10 protein-coding genes and 1 pseudogene are annotated in these 17,195 nt (G+C 63.0%); 4 read left to right on the top strand and 7 right to left on the bottom strand.

Features of this window, described 5'->3' with window-relative positions; genetic code table 11:
• Nucleotides 1-62: 62 nt before the first annotated feature.
• Nucleotides 63-251 (top strand): hypothetical protein, encoded by a 189-nt coding sequence (locus tag VMV64_RS06125; protein ID WP_325329071.1) that lies wholly within the window; start codon nt 63-65, stop codon nt 249-251.
• Nucleotides 252-639: 388 nt separating this feature from the next.
• Here the strand turns inward: VMV64_RS06125 and VMV64_RS06130 are convergent.
• Nucleotides 640-1,591: pseudogene (locus VMV64_RS06130) on the bottom strand (IS1595 family transposase).
• A gap of 85 nt (nt 1,592-1,676) precedes the next feature.
• Here VMV64_RS06130 and VMV64_RS06135 point away from each other — a divergent pair.
• The gene (locus VMV64_RS06135; protein ID WP_325329072.1) at nt 1,677-1,934 is read left to right on the top strand and encodes a mechanosensitive ion channel family protein; all 258 of its coding nucleotides are present in this window, start codon (nt 1,677-1,679) and stop codon (nt 1,932-1,934) included.
• Between the two features lie 9 nt (nt 1,935-1,943).
• The gene (locus VMV64_RS06140) at nt 1,944-2,354 is read left to right on the top strand and encodes a mechanosensitive ion channel family protein (protein WP_325329073.1); all 411 of its coding nucleotides are present in this window, start codon (nt 1,944-1,946) and stop codon (nt 2,352-2,354) included.
• A 230-nt stretch (nt 2,355-2,584) separates the two neighbouring features.
• Here the strand turns inward: VMV64_RS06140 and VMV64_RS06145 are convergent, their stop codons facing one another.
• Nucleotides 2,585-3,853, bottom strand: coding sequence for a glucose-1-phosphate adenylyltransferase (locus VMV64_RS06145; protein ID WP_325329074.1), 1,269 nt, complete (start codon nt 3,851-3,853; stop codon nt 2,585-2,587).
• Nucleotides 3,854-3,937: 84 nt separating this feature from the next.
• Here VMV64_RS06145 and glgX point away from each other — a divergent pair, with 84 nt between their 5' ends.
• Nucleotides 3,938-6,040, top strand: coding sequence for a glycogen debranching protein GlgX (gene glgX, locus VMV64_RS06150; RefSeq protein ID WP_325329075.1), 2,103 nt, complete (start codon nt 3,938-3,940; stop codon nt 6,038-6,040).
• Nucleotides 6,041-6,047: 7 nt separating this feature from the next.
• Here glgX and VMV64_RS06155 read toward each other — a convergent pair whose 3' ends face one another.
• From VMV64_RS06155 to VMV64_RS06175, 5 genes are all read right to left on the bottom strand, one after another.
• On the bottom strand, nt 6,048-6,617 hold the full coding sequence (locus VMV64_RS06155) for a hypothetical protein (protein ID WP_325329076.1): 570 nt from the start codon (nt 6,615-6,617) through the stop codon (nt 6,048-6,050).
• A gap of 30 nt (nt 6,618-6,647) precedes the next feature.
• Complete coding sequence (locus VMV64_RS06160) at nt 6,648-11,795, bottom strand: malto-oligosyltrehalose synthase (RefSeq protein ID WP_325329077.1); 5,148 nt, start codon at nt 11,793-11,795, stop codon at nt 6,648-6,650.
• Nucleotides 11,792-13,600, bottom strand: a complete 1,809-nt coding sequence (treZ, locus tag VMV64_RS06165) for a malto-oligosyltrehalose trehalohydrolase (protein WP_325329078.1) — start codon at nt 13,598-13,600, stop codon at nt 11,792-11,794. Before treZ ends, VMV64_RS06160 begins: the two co-directional genes overlap by 4 nt.
• A 35-nt stretch (nt 13,601-13,635) precedes the next feature.
• Entirely contained in the window at nt 13,636-16,932 is a 3,297-nt protein-coding gene (gene treS / locus VMV64_RS06170; RefSeq protein ID WP_325329079.1) for a maltose alpha-D-glucosyltransferase, read from the bottom strand.
• A 101-nt stretch (nt 16,933-17,033) separates the two neighbouring features.
• Complete coding sequence (locus tag VMV64_RS06175) at nt 17,034-17,186, bottom strand: hypothetical protein (RefSeq protein ID WP_325329080.1); 153 nt, start codon at nt 17,184-17,186, stop codon at nt 17,034-17,036.
• Nucleotides 17,187-17,195: the final 9 nt, after the last annotated feature.

Raw genomic sequence — 17,195 nt, forward strand, 5'->3', positions numbered from 1 at the left:
CCACGGTTGTCATGAATTCAAGGTTGCTCTAAGCTGGCACTTACCCCTCACGAGCAAATGCCTTGCTGAAATCCTTATTTAGCCTCCCCGCCACCGTCTGGCTGCTCGGCCAACTGCTGCCCGCCTCGCTGCTGTTCGGCTGGCTGTGGCTGAGTTTCAGGCTGGAAACGGCATTCGGCTTTGCCGCCGGCTGCGCGATGTTGGCAGCGGCGTTGCTGAAATTCTGGGTGTCGCCGAAGCGGAAAATGTAGCCTAGCAGCCTGTCAGACTTATAAGGAAATCGGCTGCAAGCCCGACAGGCTGCTAGTCCCTAAACCATCTCGCCCCCATCTTTACCACAAGTTGTTTGCATTTGGTTCCGGGAAACACTTCATGTTTCGTAAACTTGCGAATCAATACTGACGCACATATTATTACAGAGCCTAACCTAAGAAAGCCCAGCGCATTCAACAGAAACTAGCGACCGGCAAACAGCAGGGTGTCATCTTTGGGAGTTCCCCGCTCCCACCCTCGCCATGAACGGCGGCCGGCAATCGGCACTGTCGCTTCGTTCCGCGCACATCATACAAAGGAGGCTCAACCATGCAACAACAATTCGATATTTTCATTTGGCTCTTTTCTCATATCGTATTGATGACCTCAACCACTGACCGCCATCGCAAGCCACTGAGTGGGTTTCAGGTCGCCGTCGCGCGACCGCTCGATGGCACGGAACCAGCCGAGGTAACTGTCGAGGTAGCGCGTGGCCACGCCTTTAAAACGGCGCATCCAGTCCTTGAGGCGGCTGTGGTAGGCGTTCACGTTCTGCACATGCCAGGGTCCATCGACGCGGATACCGGCGGACAGGTTCACCGGGTGATGAGTCACCCCGATGTCCTTAGCTGCTGCAGTCAGCGCCTTGCTGCCGTCGGTTGCAGAGGATAGCGTCCTGAGCCAGCAGCGGTTTCAACACAGCAGAGACATGCTCCTTGTCGACCGCTTCGAGGATGAAGTCGGCAGTACCGCCGGCGCGATCACGAGCCACAAGCACAGGCACCTGCTCACCGGACAAGCCGCGCTTGCTGGCCTTGCCGCCCCGCTTTCGTGGTACCCGATTAAGCCCGCGCCGCTGCCCCTTATTGGAGCGCAGAAAAAAGGTCTCATCCGCTTCCGCGATACCGAAAAGTGCCTTAGCCTGCACGGTCTTTGGCAGTGCCAAGAACCGGTGCCGCCAGCGGAACGCGGTGCTGACAGCAATATTGAGCCGGTCGGCTACCTCGTGCAGCGTGAGCCCGGCGTGCAGGGCAGTGGCCTGTTCGAGCCACCTGCCGCGCATGTGCAATCCGGCCAGTGGAATGCCAGTCAAGGCGCAGAAGGTCTTGCCACAGCCCCGGCACTTGTAGCGTTGCAGCCCGCGGGCGGAACCATTCTTGACCACCCGTTCGGCGGCGCAGTGCGGGCAAGTCGGCATCTGGGCGAATCGTCCCTCAACAACATTTGTCGAAACCGGACGCGATTCCAGTGCCGCCAATTCCGCACTCAATGCCTTGCGTTGCCCCGGCGTCAATTTACCCAACGCCGCCTTCATTCGCTTCATCTCCCGATTCCTCATTTCGATCTCCTGGCATCGGCGCCATTGCTCCATGAAGCCAGTATCCGCCACCAAGTGGCTCACCAAATGAGCCCGTCACTACGGCTTGCGAAAAGAGCCTTTCATTTCCTCGTTCGATTCCATCATCGCGCAACTCGCGCATTTTCTGCCAAAGCTTCTTGCCGCCCTGGTCCTCCTGTTCTTCGGCTGGTTGATCGCAAAAGTCGTGCGCACCGGCATAAAACGACTACTGGCGCTTGCCCACTTCGACAGCCTCGCCCAGAAAACCGGCGTCGAGGAATTCCTCAGGCATGGCGACATGCACATCACCCTAGCCGGCGTTATCAGCGAAGTTAGCTACTAGCTGGTTCTGTTGATCGTTCTGGTTACCGTGTCGAGCAGCCTTGGGCTGACCGCGGTAGCGAATCTGTTCAACCGCATCGCGCTGTATCTGCCCAACATCATCGTCGCCGTGTTGATCATCATCTTCGGCACACTGCTGGCGCGCTTCATCAACCGCAGGGTGTTCGCCTGGCTGCGCAACCTCGGCGTCGACGGGGCGCTAACCATCAGCACCATCTCGGAATACGGCGTACAGCTGTTTGCGGTATTTGTTGCGCTGGAGCAACTCGCCATCGGCACTCAACTGTTGACGACCGCCTTCGCAATTCTGTTCGGCGCCATCTATCTAGCACTGGCGCTGGCTTTCGGCCTCAGCGGCCGGGATTGGGCGGCGCGTGTCATCGACCGCTGGTCTGGCAGCAAGAGAAACACCAAGTCTTGACTGAGCAACACTCGCCCGGCGGACAAGCGCGGCCATCCGCCGATCCTGCTACGACTTGGGCAGCCCGATCACCTCAATGCCTGATTCGGTTCTTCCCTCGTTGTTGCTCGACCGCGCGCATCAGGTCATCCGCACGCTTGAGCAAGCGATTCGTATCGTCGGGCATGTCACGGAAAGTGGCCACTCCCAGACTGAAGGTGACAGGCCAATTCACCTGACTCACTTCACATCTACTCGGAATACGCGCCCCCAGTACGATGATCATCGCGAGAGTAATACCGGACATCTCCCAGTGGAACCACAACGAGCCCGCCTTCCGTGACGTGATGGCCAGCCGCATGGTCGCGTTCGTGGTCGTAGCCGATCTGCGTGCCGGACGCGATCACGTTATGTCTATCGATGATCGTACGGCGCAGCTTGGCGCCGGCACCGATGCGCACATAGTCCATGATCACGCAATCCTCGATCTGGGCCCCCGATTCGACCACCACTTCTCGCCGAAGAATCGAATTACGTATCTTCGCATCGCTCACGATGGCCGCCGCGCCCAAGCACACATTGTCGAGCTCGCCTCGAAACACCTGCGCAGTCGGGCCATGATAATGACTGGAAAAAATCGGCCATCGCGGATTGAAAGCGTCGAAGCGCGGTTCCATGCCGAGCCCATCCAGATGCGCCTCGAAATAGGCATCCAGCGTTCCCACATCGCGCCAATAGCCTTTTTCTTCATAGGATTTGGTGCCAGGCACCGCGTTGGTTGCAAAGTCGTAGGCAAGCACCCGATGGGACTTGGAAAGACACGGCAGGACATGGATGCCGAAATCAGTCTCGCCGCGTTTGTGCGCATCCTCCAACGCCGCCCTCAGAAGATCCGCGTTGAACAGATAATTCCCCATGGACGCGTAGGCGCGTTGCGGATCATGCGGCAGGGTTTTCGCCTGCAAGGGCTTCTCCTGAAACCCACTAATCCGCCCCGCCTTGTCGGTCTCGATGATGCCGAAGTGGCAAGCCTGATCCAGCGGGACCGGCAACGCCGCCACCGTCACGTCCGCCTCGTTCTCGCAATGGAAGCGCACCATTTGCCGCACATCCATGCGGTAGATGTGATCCGCGCCGAACACCAGCACCAGATCTGGACGGTGCATCTCCATCAGGTTCAGGCTCTGATACACCGCATCGGCGGTACCACCGAACAGGGTATGTTCCTTGGTCATCTGCGGTGGAACTACGGTGACAAATTGTTCCGGGAACAGCGTCGAGACCGTCCATGCCTTGCGGATATACTCGATCAGCGACTGCGGCTTGTACTGCACCAGAACATAGATCGACCGAATATCCGAATTCACCAGATTGCTCAACACGAAATCGACGATGCGATAGCGGCTTCCGAAAGGCACCGCCGGCTTGCAGCGATCCTTCGTCAACGGCCGTAAACGCGAGCCCTCGCCACCCGCCATCACAAACGCCATCACTTTTTCGCGTCCCCGCCTTTCAAGCATCGCTATTCCCCAAACCGTTTACCCGTCGTTTGAAATGGCTTATCCTTTAAACATAGCCGACAAAACAACGCCCACTAAAAAAACATGAGGGTCTGTCCAGGAAATCCCTACCCGCCCGGCGCCACCTACGACGGCGCAGGAACCAACTTATCTCTGTTCTCGGAAGTTGCTGAGCGCATCGAGCTGTGCCTGTTCGATGAACAGGGCCGCGAAACCCGGGTCGATCTGCCGGAGGTCAGCGGTCACTGCTGGCACGGCTACTTTCCTGACATCGAGCCGGGGCAGCGCTATGGCTTCCGCGTGCACGGGCCGTGGGCACCCGAACATGGCCATCGCTGCAATCCAGCCAAACTCTTGCTCGATCCTTACGCTAAGGCCATCGACGGCGACATTCGTTGGGATGAAGCGGCATTCCCCTACCAGTTCAGCTCAGGCCCTGACGAGCGCAACGATGAGGACAGCGCGCCTTTCATACCCAAGTGCATCGTGCAACAGCCCTTCTTCGACTGGGCCGGGGACCGCCTGCTACAACGGCCCTGGCACGAAACCGTCATCTACGAACTGCACGTCAAAGGTTTCACGGCACAGCACCCGGACGTACCGCTCGAGCTGCGCGGCACCTACGCCGGTCTCGCGCATCCCGCGTCGATCGACTATCTGAAGCAGCTTGGCATCACCGCGGTCGAGTTAATGCCGGTGCACTACTTCGTGCATGACAAACATCTGGTCGAGCGGGGACTGCGCAACTATTGGGGATACAACTCCATCTGCTATTTCGCGCCCCACGCCGACTACGCTGCCGACAAGCGCCCCGGTGCCGCCGTGGCCGAATTCAAGCAGATGGTGAAGGTCATACACCAGGCCGGCATCGAAGTCATCCTCGACGTGGTCTACAACCACACGGCGGAAGGCAACCATCTCGGCCCCGTGCTCTGCTTCAAAGGCGTCGACAACGCCTATTACTACCGGTTGATGGAGGATGACCCTCGCCACTACATGGACTACACCGGCACCGGCAACAGCCTCAACATGCGCCATCCCCACGTATTGCAGCTCATCATGGATTCGTTGCGCTACTGGGTGCTGGAGATGCACGTGGATGGCTTCCGCTTCGACCTCGCCGCCGCCCTCGCGCGTGAGCTGCACGAGGTGGAACGCCTGTCCGCCTTCTTTGACATCATTCAGCAGGATCCGGTGATCAGCCAGGTCAAGCTCATTGCCGAACCCTGGGACGTGGGCGAAGGCGGCTACCAGGTCGGCAACTTCCCGCCCGGTTGGTCGGAGTGGAACGGCAAGTACCGCGACTGCCTGCGCGACTTCTGGCGCGGTCAGGATGAAACCCTGGCTGAATTCGCCTACCGCTTCACCGGCAGTTCCGACCTGTATGCCGACGACTCGCGCAACCCGTTCACCAGCATCAACTTCGTCACCGCCCATGACGGTTTCACCCTGCGCGACCTGGTGTCGTACAACGACAAGCACAATCTGGCCAATGGCGAAGACAACCGGGATGGCACCGACGATAACCGTTCCTGGAACTGGGGCGTCGAAGGACCCACCGATGATCCCGAAGTGCTCGCCCTGCGCGCCCGGCAGCAGCGCAATTTCCTGGTCACGCTGATGTTATCCCAAGGCATTCCCATGCTGCTCGCGGGGGACGAACTTGGCCGCAGCCAGAACGGCAACAACAATGCCTACTGCCAGGACAACGAAATCTCCTGGCTCGACTGGGCGCACATCGACCAGGATCTCCTCGCGTTCTGCCAGCGGCTGATCGCCTTCCGCCATGCCCACCCAGTCTTCCGCCGCCGCGGCTGGTTTCAGGGCCGCGCTATCCACGGTGGTGACAGCAAGGATATCGCCTGGTTCACTCACACCGGCGAACTGATGAACGAGGAGCACTGGGGCGAAGGCTTCGCCAAAAGCCTCGGCATCTTCATCAACGGCGACACCATTCCCAACCCCAACACGCGCGGCGAACCGGTTACAGATGCCAGCTTCTTCCTCATCTTCAACGCCCACTATGAGGCGCTAGAGTTCAGGCTGCCAGCCAAACGCTGGGGCCAGTGCTGGGTCACGCTGCTCGACACCATGCAAGGCTGGATCGACGACTCTCCTCCGCTTAATGCCGGCGCCAAGCTAAAGGTGGCGACGCGGTCAGTCGTGCTGCTCCAGCGCCAAGCCTAAGCGGCTACTACTGGCCCAGCGTGGACGCCGGCGCCTGGTAGTCCATCGCCACCGTGCCTAGCCGCGCATTCAGGCCCATGATGGGCACAACCACCAGCCACTTGCCCGGGCCCGTCTCCTCGGCGCTGATCTGCTCCGCACCCAGGTAACGCTCCGCATACAGACGGCTGAAGGCTGCGCCCTTATGCTTGCGGTCGCTGGCGACCATCACCGAACCGTCCGCCTTTGCCACCACCACCCGCTCAAAGCCTTTCTGCTTCACCAGATCGGTCACGGACTGGTCCACCTGATCCAGGTTGTCAGCCATCATCTCCCGCCGAATCGCCCACGCCAGCGGCACCCCGAACATCGTCAACGACTGCCTCACCGTCTCGGTCTGGCGTGCCTCGGCCTGCTTCACCAGTTCCGCCCGCTGAGCTGCTGCGGCTTCTTCAACGTGCCGCACGGCCATGCCCTTCGAAACATATAGCCACCCGATGATCGCGACACTGATCGCGACGACAACGATCAACAGACGATAGCGATGCCAGAACCCCATCGCGCCCGCTTCCTGATTCCCCATACTGGTTTCAGCCATGTTCACCCCTCCTCAAGAAGTTCGCTGCGATCAGACATCTGCCTTGTGCGCCCGCAGCAGCGCATAAGGAAAAGCCTCGAAGACCTGCGCCAGCGAGAGCCCACGTCCCTCGCCAAGCATCTGTGTCTTGACTGTCTGCTCAATCAACACATTGCTCCACTGCTCATGCATGCGCTCCGGCGGCAGTTCGAGCCAAGTGTCACCCCATACGGCCTGGCCGACGGGAAGACGCCCCGCTTCACCCATGAGCCCACCCAGCAGACGCGGCACGATGACCATCAGCGTTTCGCCACTGAAGTGCCGGGCGTAGGCGCAGATCTGCTCCGCGTGCTCTCCGTGCACTTTTAACGGCAGATAGTCACCTTCACGGAAGAGTTGCTCGCACTCGCGCCGAAATGCCAGCATCTTCCAAGTCAGATAGAGCTTGATCTGTCCGTTCTGCAGCGTATCGAGGAGGCTTTGCGCACACATCGCCGCCCCCTGATCAGCATGCATGGTCTTGATCGCTTTCAAGGCGCCATGCCGCGCCTCGTAATCCACCGGCCGCCGGTTATCCGGGTCAACCAGACTGAAGTCCCACACCTCGTTGCCCTGATAGATGTCCGGCACCCCCGGTGAGGTGAGCTTGAGCAGCAACTGCGACAGGCTGTTGAACGCGCCTACGCGCGCGACCCGCTGCTGAAACGGCAGGAAATCGCGCAGGAACAGATTGCCGGGCTCGGGCGCCAGCAGCGCGCGCACGAAGTCGCGCGTCGCCTCCTCGTAGTCGGTGTTCGGATTGATCCACGAGCTATGCACCTTGGCTTCGCGCCCGGCCTTGAGCATGTAGACCTCGACCCGTTGCGCCAGCCCGGCAAGGCCTTCCGCGTCCGGCGTCTCGAACGACCATACCCCAAGCAGGGTCTGGTACAGCAGATACTCGTCGTTGCAGCTGGGCGCGCGCTCCGTGCCCAGCTTGCGGCGCTTGCTGCGGTTGAGCTTGCTCCAGCGGGAAAGCGCGTGGTGCCACTCGTCCGGCATCTCCGAAAGCACGCTGAGCCGCGCCCGCACGTCTTCCGAGCGCTTGTTGTCGTGGGTGGAACTGGCCAGCATGGCGTGCGGCCAGCGGCGGGCGCGCTCTTGATTCTCGCGGTGAAATGCCGCGAGCGACACGCCGAAGCGGTGCGGATCGCCGCCCACTTCGTTCAGGGACACCAGCCGGTTGTACTGGTAGAAGGTGGTGTCCTCTACCGCCTTGGCCATCACCGGGCTGCTGTACTGCTGAAACTTCATGGCGAAGGCGCACGCCGCCTGCCGGTAGTCCTCGCTCCGGCCCTGCCCCTGCCGCGCCAGCAGCACGTCGCGCACGAAATCGAAAATGCCGGTGTCCGCCGCCTGGCTGCGCTTCTTCGCCACCCCCACCGCCCAGTCCACGTAGCGCGCGTCGTCCGGCGAGGCCTCGCAGGCCGCCACATAAGTGCGATAGACCGGAAAGCTCGCGACGATTTCGGCCAGTGCGCTGCGCAGGCTGTTGAAGGTGAAGTCGCAGGTGCGGCGATCCCCCTTGGCGAGGCGCGTGAGTTGGGTGGCCAGCACCTGCAGTTCGCCCGCCAGCGAGGTCTCCATGATCAGGTGCTTGTTGGCACGCACCATCTCATCGAGATTCAGGCGCGCCCGGATGAAGCCCTGATAGATGCGGGTGAAGCGATCTTCGGCGCTACCGTCGACGAACAGGCCGCTGCACGCCGCGCAGAAGTCGTAGCCGGTGGTGCCGTGGATCGGCCACGACTCCGGCAGGTATTCGTGGGCGGCGAGAATCTTCTCCACCACCAGGTACAGCGGTCTGTCGTTTTCCTCCGCCGTCTTGGGCGAAAGCGCCGCCGCCATCGACTGCAGGCGCCCGAAATATTCCTTCGGCGCATACAAGCCGTCCGGATGATCGATGCGCAGACCGTTCACATAGCCGCGCGCCAGCAGTTCGCGCACCAGGCGGTGTGTGGCCTCGAACACCTCCGGGTTGTCCATGCGCAGCGCCGCCAGATCGTTGATGTCGAAGAAGCGGCGGTAGTTGACCTCGTCTGCCGCCATGCGCCAGAAGGCCAGGCGGTAGGCCTGCGCCTGCAGCAGCTCGTGCATGAAATCGAAATTCGCCGCACCCGGCGCGACGCCGTTGAACTCCGCCACGTTCTCCTGAACGAACTGGGCGATGTCGGCGCTGCCCACATACAGCGAGGCCAGGTGATGCTTGTGCACTTCCTTGTCGCGGGCGCGTTCGGCCACCGCCTCGGGGGCCACACTGTCGCGCGAGGGCAGATGGGCGAAGGCCGTGGCCAGCGACTGGAACTCCAACAGCACCGCATCCTCCGCCCCCAGGCGCGCCTGCAGGCGTTCCAGGCCGTGCGCCAGGATGCGCGGATACTCCCGCGGGTCGACCGGGAAGCGGTGCTCGTAATAAAACACGCTGAAGGAACCCTGCTCCGCGTCGAATGCGAGCTTGAGTTCGCCGTTCTCCAGAACCGCCCCGTAGTGGTCGCCCAGCACCGGCAGCAGCACCCGGCCCGGCAGGTCCTCGGCGATGGGATACCAGTCGATGTCGAAGTAGCCGGCGAACCTGGATGCCGGGCCGTTCTCCAGCACATCCAGCCACCAGCCGTTGTCGGCACCCATGATACTCATGTGATTGGGCACCATGTCCATGATCTGCCCCATGCCGCAACGCTTGAGCGCTGCGACGAACTGCTCGAAGTCCTCGGCGCTGGCGATCTCCGGATTGAGACTGCTGTGGTCGGTGATGTCGTAGCCATGGCGGCTGCCTGGTCGCGCCTTCAGAACCGGCGACAGGTAGCAGTGGCTGATCCCCAGCTCGTCCAGGTAGGGCAGCAGCTCCGTCGCCTGGCGCAGATTGAAATCGCGATTCAATTGCAGCCGGTAGGTCGCGCGCGGAATCCACAGGTGCACGCCGCCCTCCGCCCCGCCGCCAGCGGGACCGGGCATATGGGTCACTGGCCGCTCCTGGCGCAGCGCCTGCAGGATGCCCTGCAGGTAGACGCTGCCGTGCCACTCCTCCAGATTGAGCGGCATCTTCAGCCGCCAGCACGGGTAGGCCGGCTCCATGATGCCCGGCAGGTTGGGCTGCTCGCGCACGCCGAAGCCGTCTTCCATCTGCACCAGCAGCAGCTTGGACGGCGCCCGCGCCAGATAAGTGTACACCGCGGCCGCCAGCTCGGCTGTCATCTCGGGGAAGGCCACCGGCTGCAGCCCGCTGCCGGGCGGCAGCACGCCCTCGCCTTCCAGCGCCACCAGCAATTGCGCGCCGTCCTCCGAACGCGCGATGACCTGATGGTTGCGCACCTCGTCGTCCGGGAACAGATGCAGTTGTGCGCGCAGGTCGATGTCCAGCCCCTGCCAGAAGCCCGCCAAGGTCGGCAGATCGTGGGTGGTCACCGCGGCCACGGCATTCACCGGGTACGCCTGCGGCGGCTTCAGCCGGCCGTCGTCCTGCCGCTCGAAATACAGCAGCCGCGTGGACAGCACCCCCATCGGCTGCAGGGCGTGGCGCACTTCGTCCGGCACCGTGCCGATATCCTCGCCCACCACCAGGCAGCGGTTGCGCTGGCTCTCCAGCGCGAGGATTCCAAGCAGATCCTCGAACGGATAGGCGACATAGGCGCCCTCCGCCACGGGCAGTCCGCGCGCCACCCAGAACAGGCGCTGCAGCCCCATCACGTGGTCCATGCGCAGTGCGCCGGAGTCGCGCATGTTGGCGCGCAGTATTTCAATGAAAGGCTCGTAGGCCGCGGCGGTCAGCTGATGTGGAATCCACGGCGGCAGGCCCCAGTCCTGCCCCAGGCGGTTGATCTCGTCCGGCGGCGCGCCGGTGCTCGCCCCCAGCGCGTACAGTTCGCGCCGCGTCCAGGTGGCCGCGCCGCCTTCCGCCACGCCGATCGCCAGATCGAGCATGATCCCGATGCCGAGACCCAGTTCCCACGAACGCGTGCCGGCTGCGGCGAGCTGCCCGGCCGCCTGCCACTGCAGGTATTCGAAAAACTCCACCCGATCGAGATGGACGTCGCAGAACGCCGCCACCTCCGGCGCATGCTGGTCGAGGTAGGCCTCCGGCCACGCCGGCCAGCCCCATACCCCGCTGTCCTGTGCGCGGAAGTGTTCCTGCAGCGCCTCGAACAGCGCCTGCTTGCGCAGGCTTTCGCCGTGTTCGGACTGAAACGCGCGGAACGCCCGCGCCCGGTCGGTGTGGCGCGCCAGATGATGGGCGCGGAAATGCCCGTACAAACGGTCGAGGACCTTCGACTTCACCTCCGCTACGCCGCGGTAGTCCACCTGCCCGGCGGCACGCAGCGCCCGCAGCTGCGCCTGGAACTGGGGCGCATGCACCATCGCCTGGGCCTCCGCGCACTCGGCGAAATCGGCGATGGCATCCACATCCAGATACAGCGTGTTGAAATAGGCGCGATTGGACGGACTGTAGGGGCTCGCATGGTCCGGCGCGTCCGGGAACAGGGCATGCAGCGGATTCAACAGGACCGTGCCCGCGCCCACTTCCCCACAGAACTCGATCATGCGGCGCAGATCGCCGAAATCGCCGATGCCCCAGTTGCGCTCGGAGCGGATGCCGTAGAGTTGGGCCGCGAAGCCCCACACCCGCCCGTCGCCCTGAATCACTGGCGGCTCGTAGCAGGCGGCGGGTGCGACGATGAGCGACATCTCGCCGGTCAGACCCTTCCCATCACCGCGTTCGATGGCGAAGCGGTGATAGCCCGGCTCCAGCGGCAGAACGAGCGCCAGCACGCGCCGCACGAAGGTCCGCTCGTCGAAATCGCGGCGCCCGACCTCTTCCAGTGCGAACGGGGAAAACTCGCCCCGTTCCTCGGCGCCGGACTCTCGGCGCAGGCACCAGCAGTAGGTCAGCTGCTCCTCGGCCGCGGGCAGCGAAATCGCGACCCGATGCGGCCGCGCCGCCTCACGCACCACCTGCACCGGCGACAGCGGCCGCTCCCATTCGCGCCGCTCGAAGCCGTGCAGCGAGCGGGCGATCTCATCTTCGGTGTTCGCCGCGACCCCCATCGCGGCCAGCAGCGCACGCTTCGCCGCATCGGAGGTGTGATGGGCATTGCCCCAGATGTCGCGGTACTCGGGCAGCACGCCGCAGCGCTCGCACAGCTGATCAAGCAGATCGCTCATGCCTTTCCTTCCCTGTCATCGAGCGTCCACACCACCGACCACGGCCCGAGCGCGAGCGTGCCCTCGCCGGCACCCGCCTCCACCGGCGTGGCAAACACGCGGTCTCCCGCCGGCGCTGTCGTGTTCAGCGGGTCGTTGGAGCAATTCGCCAGCAGCCGCAGCGTCGAGCCGTCGCCCAAGCGCCACTGAACCCGCAATCCGCCCGGCGCCAACACTTCGAACTGTGCTGCGCGCCCGCTCATGCCGCGCAGGCGCGGCATGATGACGTCCCGGCGCAGTTTCAGTAGTTCGCGGTAATAGGCCAGCCAGTCCGCCCGCACCCCGTCGTTGAGCGAGCCCCAATCGAGCCTTGAACCGAGGAAGGTCTCGACCCGATTCGGGTCCGGTATCGCTGCCTGCGCCGCCGAGTCGGCGAAGCGCGCGAACTTGCCGAACTCGCGCCGCCGCCCCTGCGTGACCGCCTCGCGCAGATCATCACCGAAGTCGCAGAAAAACTGGAACGGCGACGTCGCGGCAAACTCCTCGCCCATGAACAGCATGGGAATACTCGGCGCCAGCAGATAGACTGCCACCGCCGCGCGCACTGCCGGCTCCGGCGCAATGTGGGTAATGCGCTCGCCGTACGCGCGGTTGCCCACCTGATCGTGGCACTGCAGGAAGGACACGAAGGCCTGCGGCGGCAGATGCGCGCTCATCTCGCCGCGCGCCACGTGCTCGCGATAGGCCGACGCCTCGCCTTGATAGGCGAAGCCTTCCGCCAGGCAACGTCCGAGATGGCGGATGGGCTCATCCGCATAGTCCGCGTAATAGCCGTCCGTCTCGCCGGTGCAGAGGACGTGCAGCGCGTGGTGAATGTCGTCGTTCCACTGCGCGGCGTAAAGGCCCGGGCCAAGATGGCACACCTCGTTGGCATCGTTCTCCAGAACCAAATGCACGTGGCGTTCGGAGCCGATGCTCGCATGCACCCGCTCCGCCAGTTCGGTGAGAATGTGCTGCTCGGAGTCGTCAACGATCGCGTGCACCGCATCCAGGCGCAGGCCATCGAAGCGATACTCCTGCAGCCAATACAGCGCGTTGTGAATAAAGAACTCGCGCACCTCGCGGTTGCCCGGTCCGTCGAAATTGATCGCCGCGCCCCAAGGGGTGTGGTGGCGCTCGGTGAAAAAATTTTTCGCATAGACGTAGAGATAGTTTCCCTCCGGCCCAAAGTGGTTGTACACCACGTCCAGCAGTACCATCAGACCCTTCGCGTGCGCGGCCTGCACCAATGCTTTCAGGTCCTCCGGCCGGCCGTAGCGGCTATCCGGCGCGAAAGGCAGCACGCCATCGTAGCCCCAATTGCGCGCGCCCGGGAAATCCGCCACCGGCATCAGCTCGATCGCCGTCACGCCCAGTTCCACGAGGTAGTCCAGACGCTTCATCACGCCTTCGAAGCTGTCCTCCGGCGAGAAGGCACCCACGTGCAGTTCATACACCACCGCTTCTTCCCAAGGCCGTCCTCGCCATGTCGCGTCCTGCCAGTCGAAGGCCGCCGGGTCGATCACCTCGCTCGCGCCGTGCACGTCGTCCGGATTGAAGCGCGAGGCCGGGTCCGGGACGCGCAGGCCGTCGTTGACCTCGAAGCGATAGCGCGTTCCCGCGCCGGCATGAGACACGATGAGTTCGAACCAGCCGTCGCCACACGCGGCCATCGGCAGCGCCGGCTCGTGCTGCTCGTCCGAGATGCACAGTCCCACCTGTTCGCAGCCGGGCGCCCACAGGCGGAAGCACACGCCCTGCGCCGTGATCTGCGCCCCGAAGGGCATGTCGTGTCGTCGTGTCTGCAAACCCGGTCCTATCTTCAGCGCTGTGCCACCAGAATCAAGCGCCGCATGGTGCCGCCGACGGTGGCCGAATGCCGCGCGAGTGCGCCGCTCACATGGGATATCGCCTTCTCCGCCAAGGATAGGGTCACCAGCGCCTCAGCTGCCGCGGCATCGGCAGGGTGTGACGGGTGCCCGGTCATCGCCTTGCGGTAGCTCCGGAAGAACGCATTACGCGCCAACTGTTCCCAATCGTCCACATGGCGCTGCAGCGCCGCACCGACCTCCGCCGAATCGCCGGCCATATGGTCCAGCGCCGTTGCACCGGCCTCGCTCAGGGAGAATAGCATGCCCGCCACATCATGCAGCGGCGTGTGCTTGCGGCGATGCTCTGCCCAGCTGCGTCCCGGCTCTTCGCCGTAGTTGGCGATCAGAAAATCATTGTTCACCAGCCAGACCTGGCCGAGATGATAGTTGCCGTGGTAGCGCGTCTTCATCACATCCAGACGCACCCCGGCCGCCCGCACGATGCGCCGATAGAGCTTCGGGCGCGCCGCGAGCAGACTGCGGCCAACGGACCGCGCCGCCTCCGGCAACTGCGGCAGATCCAGTTCCAGCAACTCGAACATCGCCTCCATCTCGTGCCGCACCTTATTGATCCAATCGACGATATCCTCCGCACTGATCGGCTCGCTGCCGAAGGCCCACGCTTCGTCGGGTAGTGCCAGCGCCCGATGGAATTCCGCCGTGCGCAGGCCTAGCGTCTTCATCAACCCCAGGTAGGCGGTGTGCCGTGCATCCGGCGGCTGCTCCGGACTGGCGCGGCACTCATCCAGGAAGCGTTCCAGATAGTCCAGCGTATAGACCCAGGCGTCGCCCTGGTTTTCCGTGTAGCGTTCCAGGATCGCCAGGGTCGAACGCTGCTCTTGCGCGTTGGCATATTCCACCGTGCCGGCGAGTTGCGGAATATGGGTAAACTTCGCCGTCTCGGTAAGAAAGCGCGACAGTTCCAGCTCCGGATGCATCCCCTCTAGTAGCCAGCGATAGCCCTTCAGCACCAGCTGATCGTCGAGATTCACCCGTAGCCGCCCATGCTCGGATACGTCGCGCATGAGGCTCGCAGACCCGACCGGGCAGGCAAATCCAGGGTAGGCGCTGGTCGCGTTGAACTCCAACCTCCCTTCGCCGAAGGCAAGCGTCTCGCCCCGCTCCATCCCCGACACCACGGCGCAGCAGAAGCGATCGTCCCAGAAAGCGTCGAACAGCACGCCCACCCGCGCACGCCGCCGCACCTTGGCCAGGGTGGCGTGCAGCAGTGCGCTGACGCGGCCTTCGTCCTCGTCCTCCCAGGCCAGCGCCAGAGGAATGGCGTAGCGGTGGACCTCACCGTTGGTGAGGATGACCGCGACGGTGGCCAGTAGCCAGCTGCCGGAATCCGCAGACCATTCGCGCATCGCGCCGAACTCGAATTTTTCCACCGCCACGCCCCGATCCACGAACCAGGGGTGTGCCCGGAAATAGCGCGGAATGATCTGGCGCTCCAACTGCTCCCGCGCGCGGCGCACCATCAGCTGGTTCACGCCCTCACCGTCTTCCGCCCGCGCGAACAGTGTGCGCCAGCCGGTATCCACCAGCACCAGCACCGGCAGATCCGGCACCACCGGATGTTCCTCGTGCCAGGGAGGCGCCTCCACGTCTGCCGCCAGGCGGAATGCGTAGAAGCCATGCCCGCTGAGGGTGAGCAGATACGGCAGCTCGCCGATGGGCGGAAACTTGCTGCGGCCCATCAACTCCACCGGCACCCGCCCCTTGAACGTGCTCAGATCCAGTTCCACCGCCTGCGGTGCGCGCGACAGATTGGCCACGCACAGGATCGACTCGCCCTCATGCTCGCGCAGATAGGCGAGAATCTTGCGGTTGCCGGGCCGCAGAAAACGCAGCGTGCCGCGGCCGAAGGCGCGGTTTGCCTTGCGCATGGTGATCAGCCGCCGCGTCCAGTTGAGCAGCGACGAAGCATTGCGGTGCTGCGACTCCACATTCACCGCGCCGAAGCCATACACCGGGTCGACGATGGGCAGCAGAAACAGGCGCTCTGGATCAGCGGCGGAAAACCCGCCGTTACGCCCTCCGCTCCACTGCATGGGCGTGCGCACGCCATCGCGGTCGCCGAGCAGAATGTTGTCACCCATGCCGATCTCGTCACCGTAATAGAGAATTGGCGAACCCGGCATGGTCATCAGCAGCAGATGCATCAGCTCGATGCGGTGGCGGTCGTTGTCCAGCAACGGCGCCAGCCGGCGGAGGATGCCGAGGTTGAGGCGCGCCTGCGGGTCCAGGGCATAGGTCTGATAGAGATAGTCCCGCTCGCGGTCGGTCACCATCTCCAGGGTCAGCTCGTCGTGGTTGCGCAGGAAGATCGCCCACTGGCAGCTGTCCGGAATATCCGGGGTCTGCTCCATGATCTCCACGATAGGATGACGGTCCTCCTGCGCAATCGCCATGTACATGCGCGGCATCAGCGGAAAGTGATAGGCCATGTGGCACTCGTCCCCGTCGCCGAAATACTCGCGCACATCCTCCGGCCACTGGTTCGCTTCCGCTAGAAATACGCGGTCGCTGTAGTGCTCGTCCAGCTCGGCGCGCATGCGCTTGATGATCTCGTGCGTCTCCGGGAGGTTTTCATTGTTGGTCCCCTCCCGCTCGCACAGATAGGGCACCGCATCCAGGCGCATGCCGTCCACCCCGGCATCAAACCAGAAGCGCATCACGTGCATCAGCGCCTTGAACACATGCGGATTGGCGAAATTGAGGTCCGGCTGGTGCGAGAAAAAACGGTGCCAGTAGTACGCACCCGCCTCCTCGTCCCACGCCCAGTTGGATTTCTCCGTGTCGGTGAAGATGATGCGCGTGCCGTCGTACTTCGCATCGCTATCGCTCCACACGTAGTAGTCCCGTTTCGCCGATCCAGGCGGCGACCGGCGCGCCGCCTGGAACCAGGGGTGCTGATCCGAGGTGTGGTTGATCACCAGTTCGGTGATCACGCGCAGACCCCGGCGATGCGCCTCCTGAATGAACTGGCGGAAGTCTGCCATCTCGCCGAACGCAGGATGGACGTTGTGATAGTCGGCGATGTCGTAACCGTCGTCGCGCATGGGCGAGGGATAGAATGGCAGCAGCCAGAGCGTATTCACTCCCAGCTCCTGCAAATAGTCCAGCTTTGAGATCAGGCCGGGGAAATCACCGACGCCATCATCGTTGCTGTCGAAGAATGCCTTGACGTGCAACTCGTAGATGATGGCGTCCTTGTACCACAGCGGATCTTCTTCTTGTTCCATAGCATGCTTTCTTTCCATACGGGGATGCGGGGCATTTGTCCTTCTTGCAAAATCGGTAGTCGGCTATTCTTAACAATAGATGCTATTGCAGTAGTGTCCGGTTAAATCTGTAATTGACGCACCGAGAACAAGCGCTGGTGCAGGTTATGAAGCAATTTATTTTGGTGGGGCAGAGTCAACACCGTGAACACCATCATCTGCCAGTGGCCGTTGTAGATGGCCCACGCCTGGGCCAGCAGCGATGCCGCGCTCATCGGCAGCGC

Origin of the sequence: Sulfuricella sp. (assembly GCF_035531155.1) — a bacterium.
In the GTDB taxonomy this organism is placed as follows: Bacteria; Pseudomonadota; Gammaproteobacteria; order Burkholderiales; family Sulfuricellaceae; genus Sulfuricella.

Coding starts and splice junctions, on each gene's coding strand:
- VMV64_RS06175 (WP_325329080.1), bottom strand. CDS start 17,186: ATGAGCGCGGCATCGCTGCTGGCCCAGGCGTGGGCCATCTACAACGGC.
- treZ (WP_325329078.1), bottom strand. CDS start 13,600: ATGCCCTTCGGGGCGCAGATCACGGCGCAGGGCGTGTGCTTCCGCCTG.
- VMV64_RS06145 (WP_325329074.1), bottom strand. CDS start 3,853: ATGCTTGAAAGGCGGGGACGCGAAAAAGTGATGGCGTTTGTGATGGCG.
- glgX (WP_325329075.1), top strand. CDS start 3,938: ATGAGGGTCTGTCCAGGAAATCCCTACCCGCCCGGCGCCACCTACGAC.
- VMV64_RS06155 (WP_325329076.1), bottom strand. CDS start 6,617: ATGGCTGAAACCAGTATGGGGAATCAGGAAGCGGGCGCGATGGGGTTC.
- VMV64_RS06160 (WP_325329077.1), bottom strand. CDS start 11,795: ATGAGCGATCTGCTTGATCAGCTGTGCGAGCGCTGCGGCGTGCTGCCC.
- treS (WP_325329079.1), bottom strand. CDS start 16,932: ATGGAACAAGAAGAAGATCCGCTGTGGTACAAGGACGCCATCATCTAC.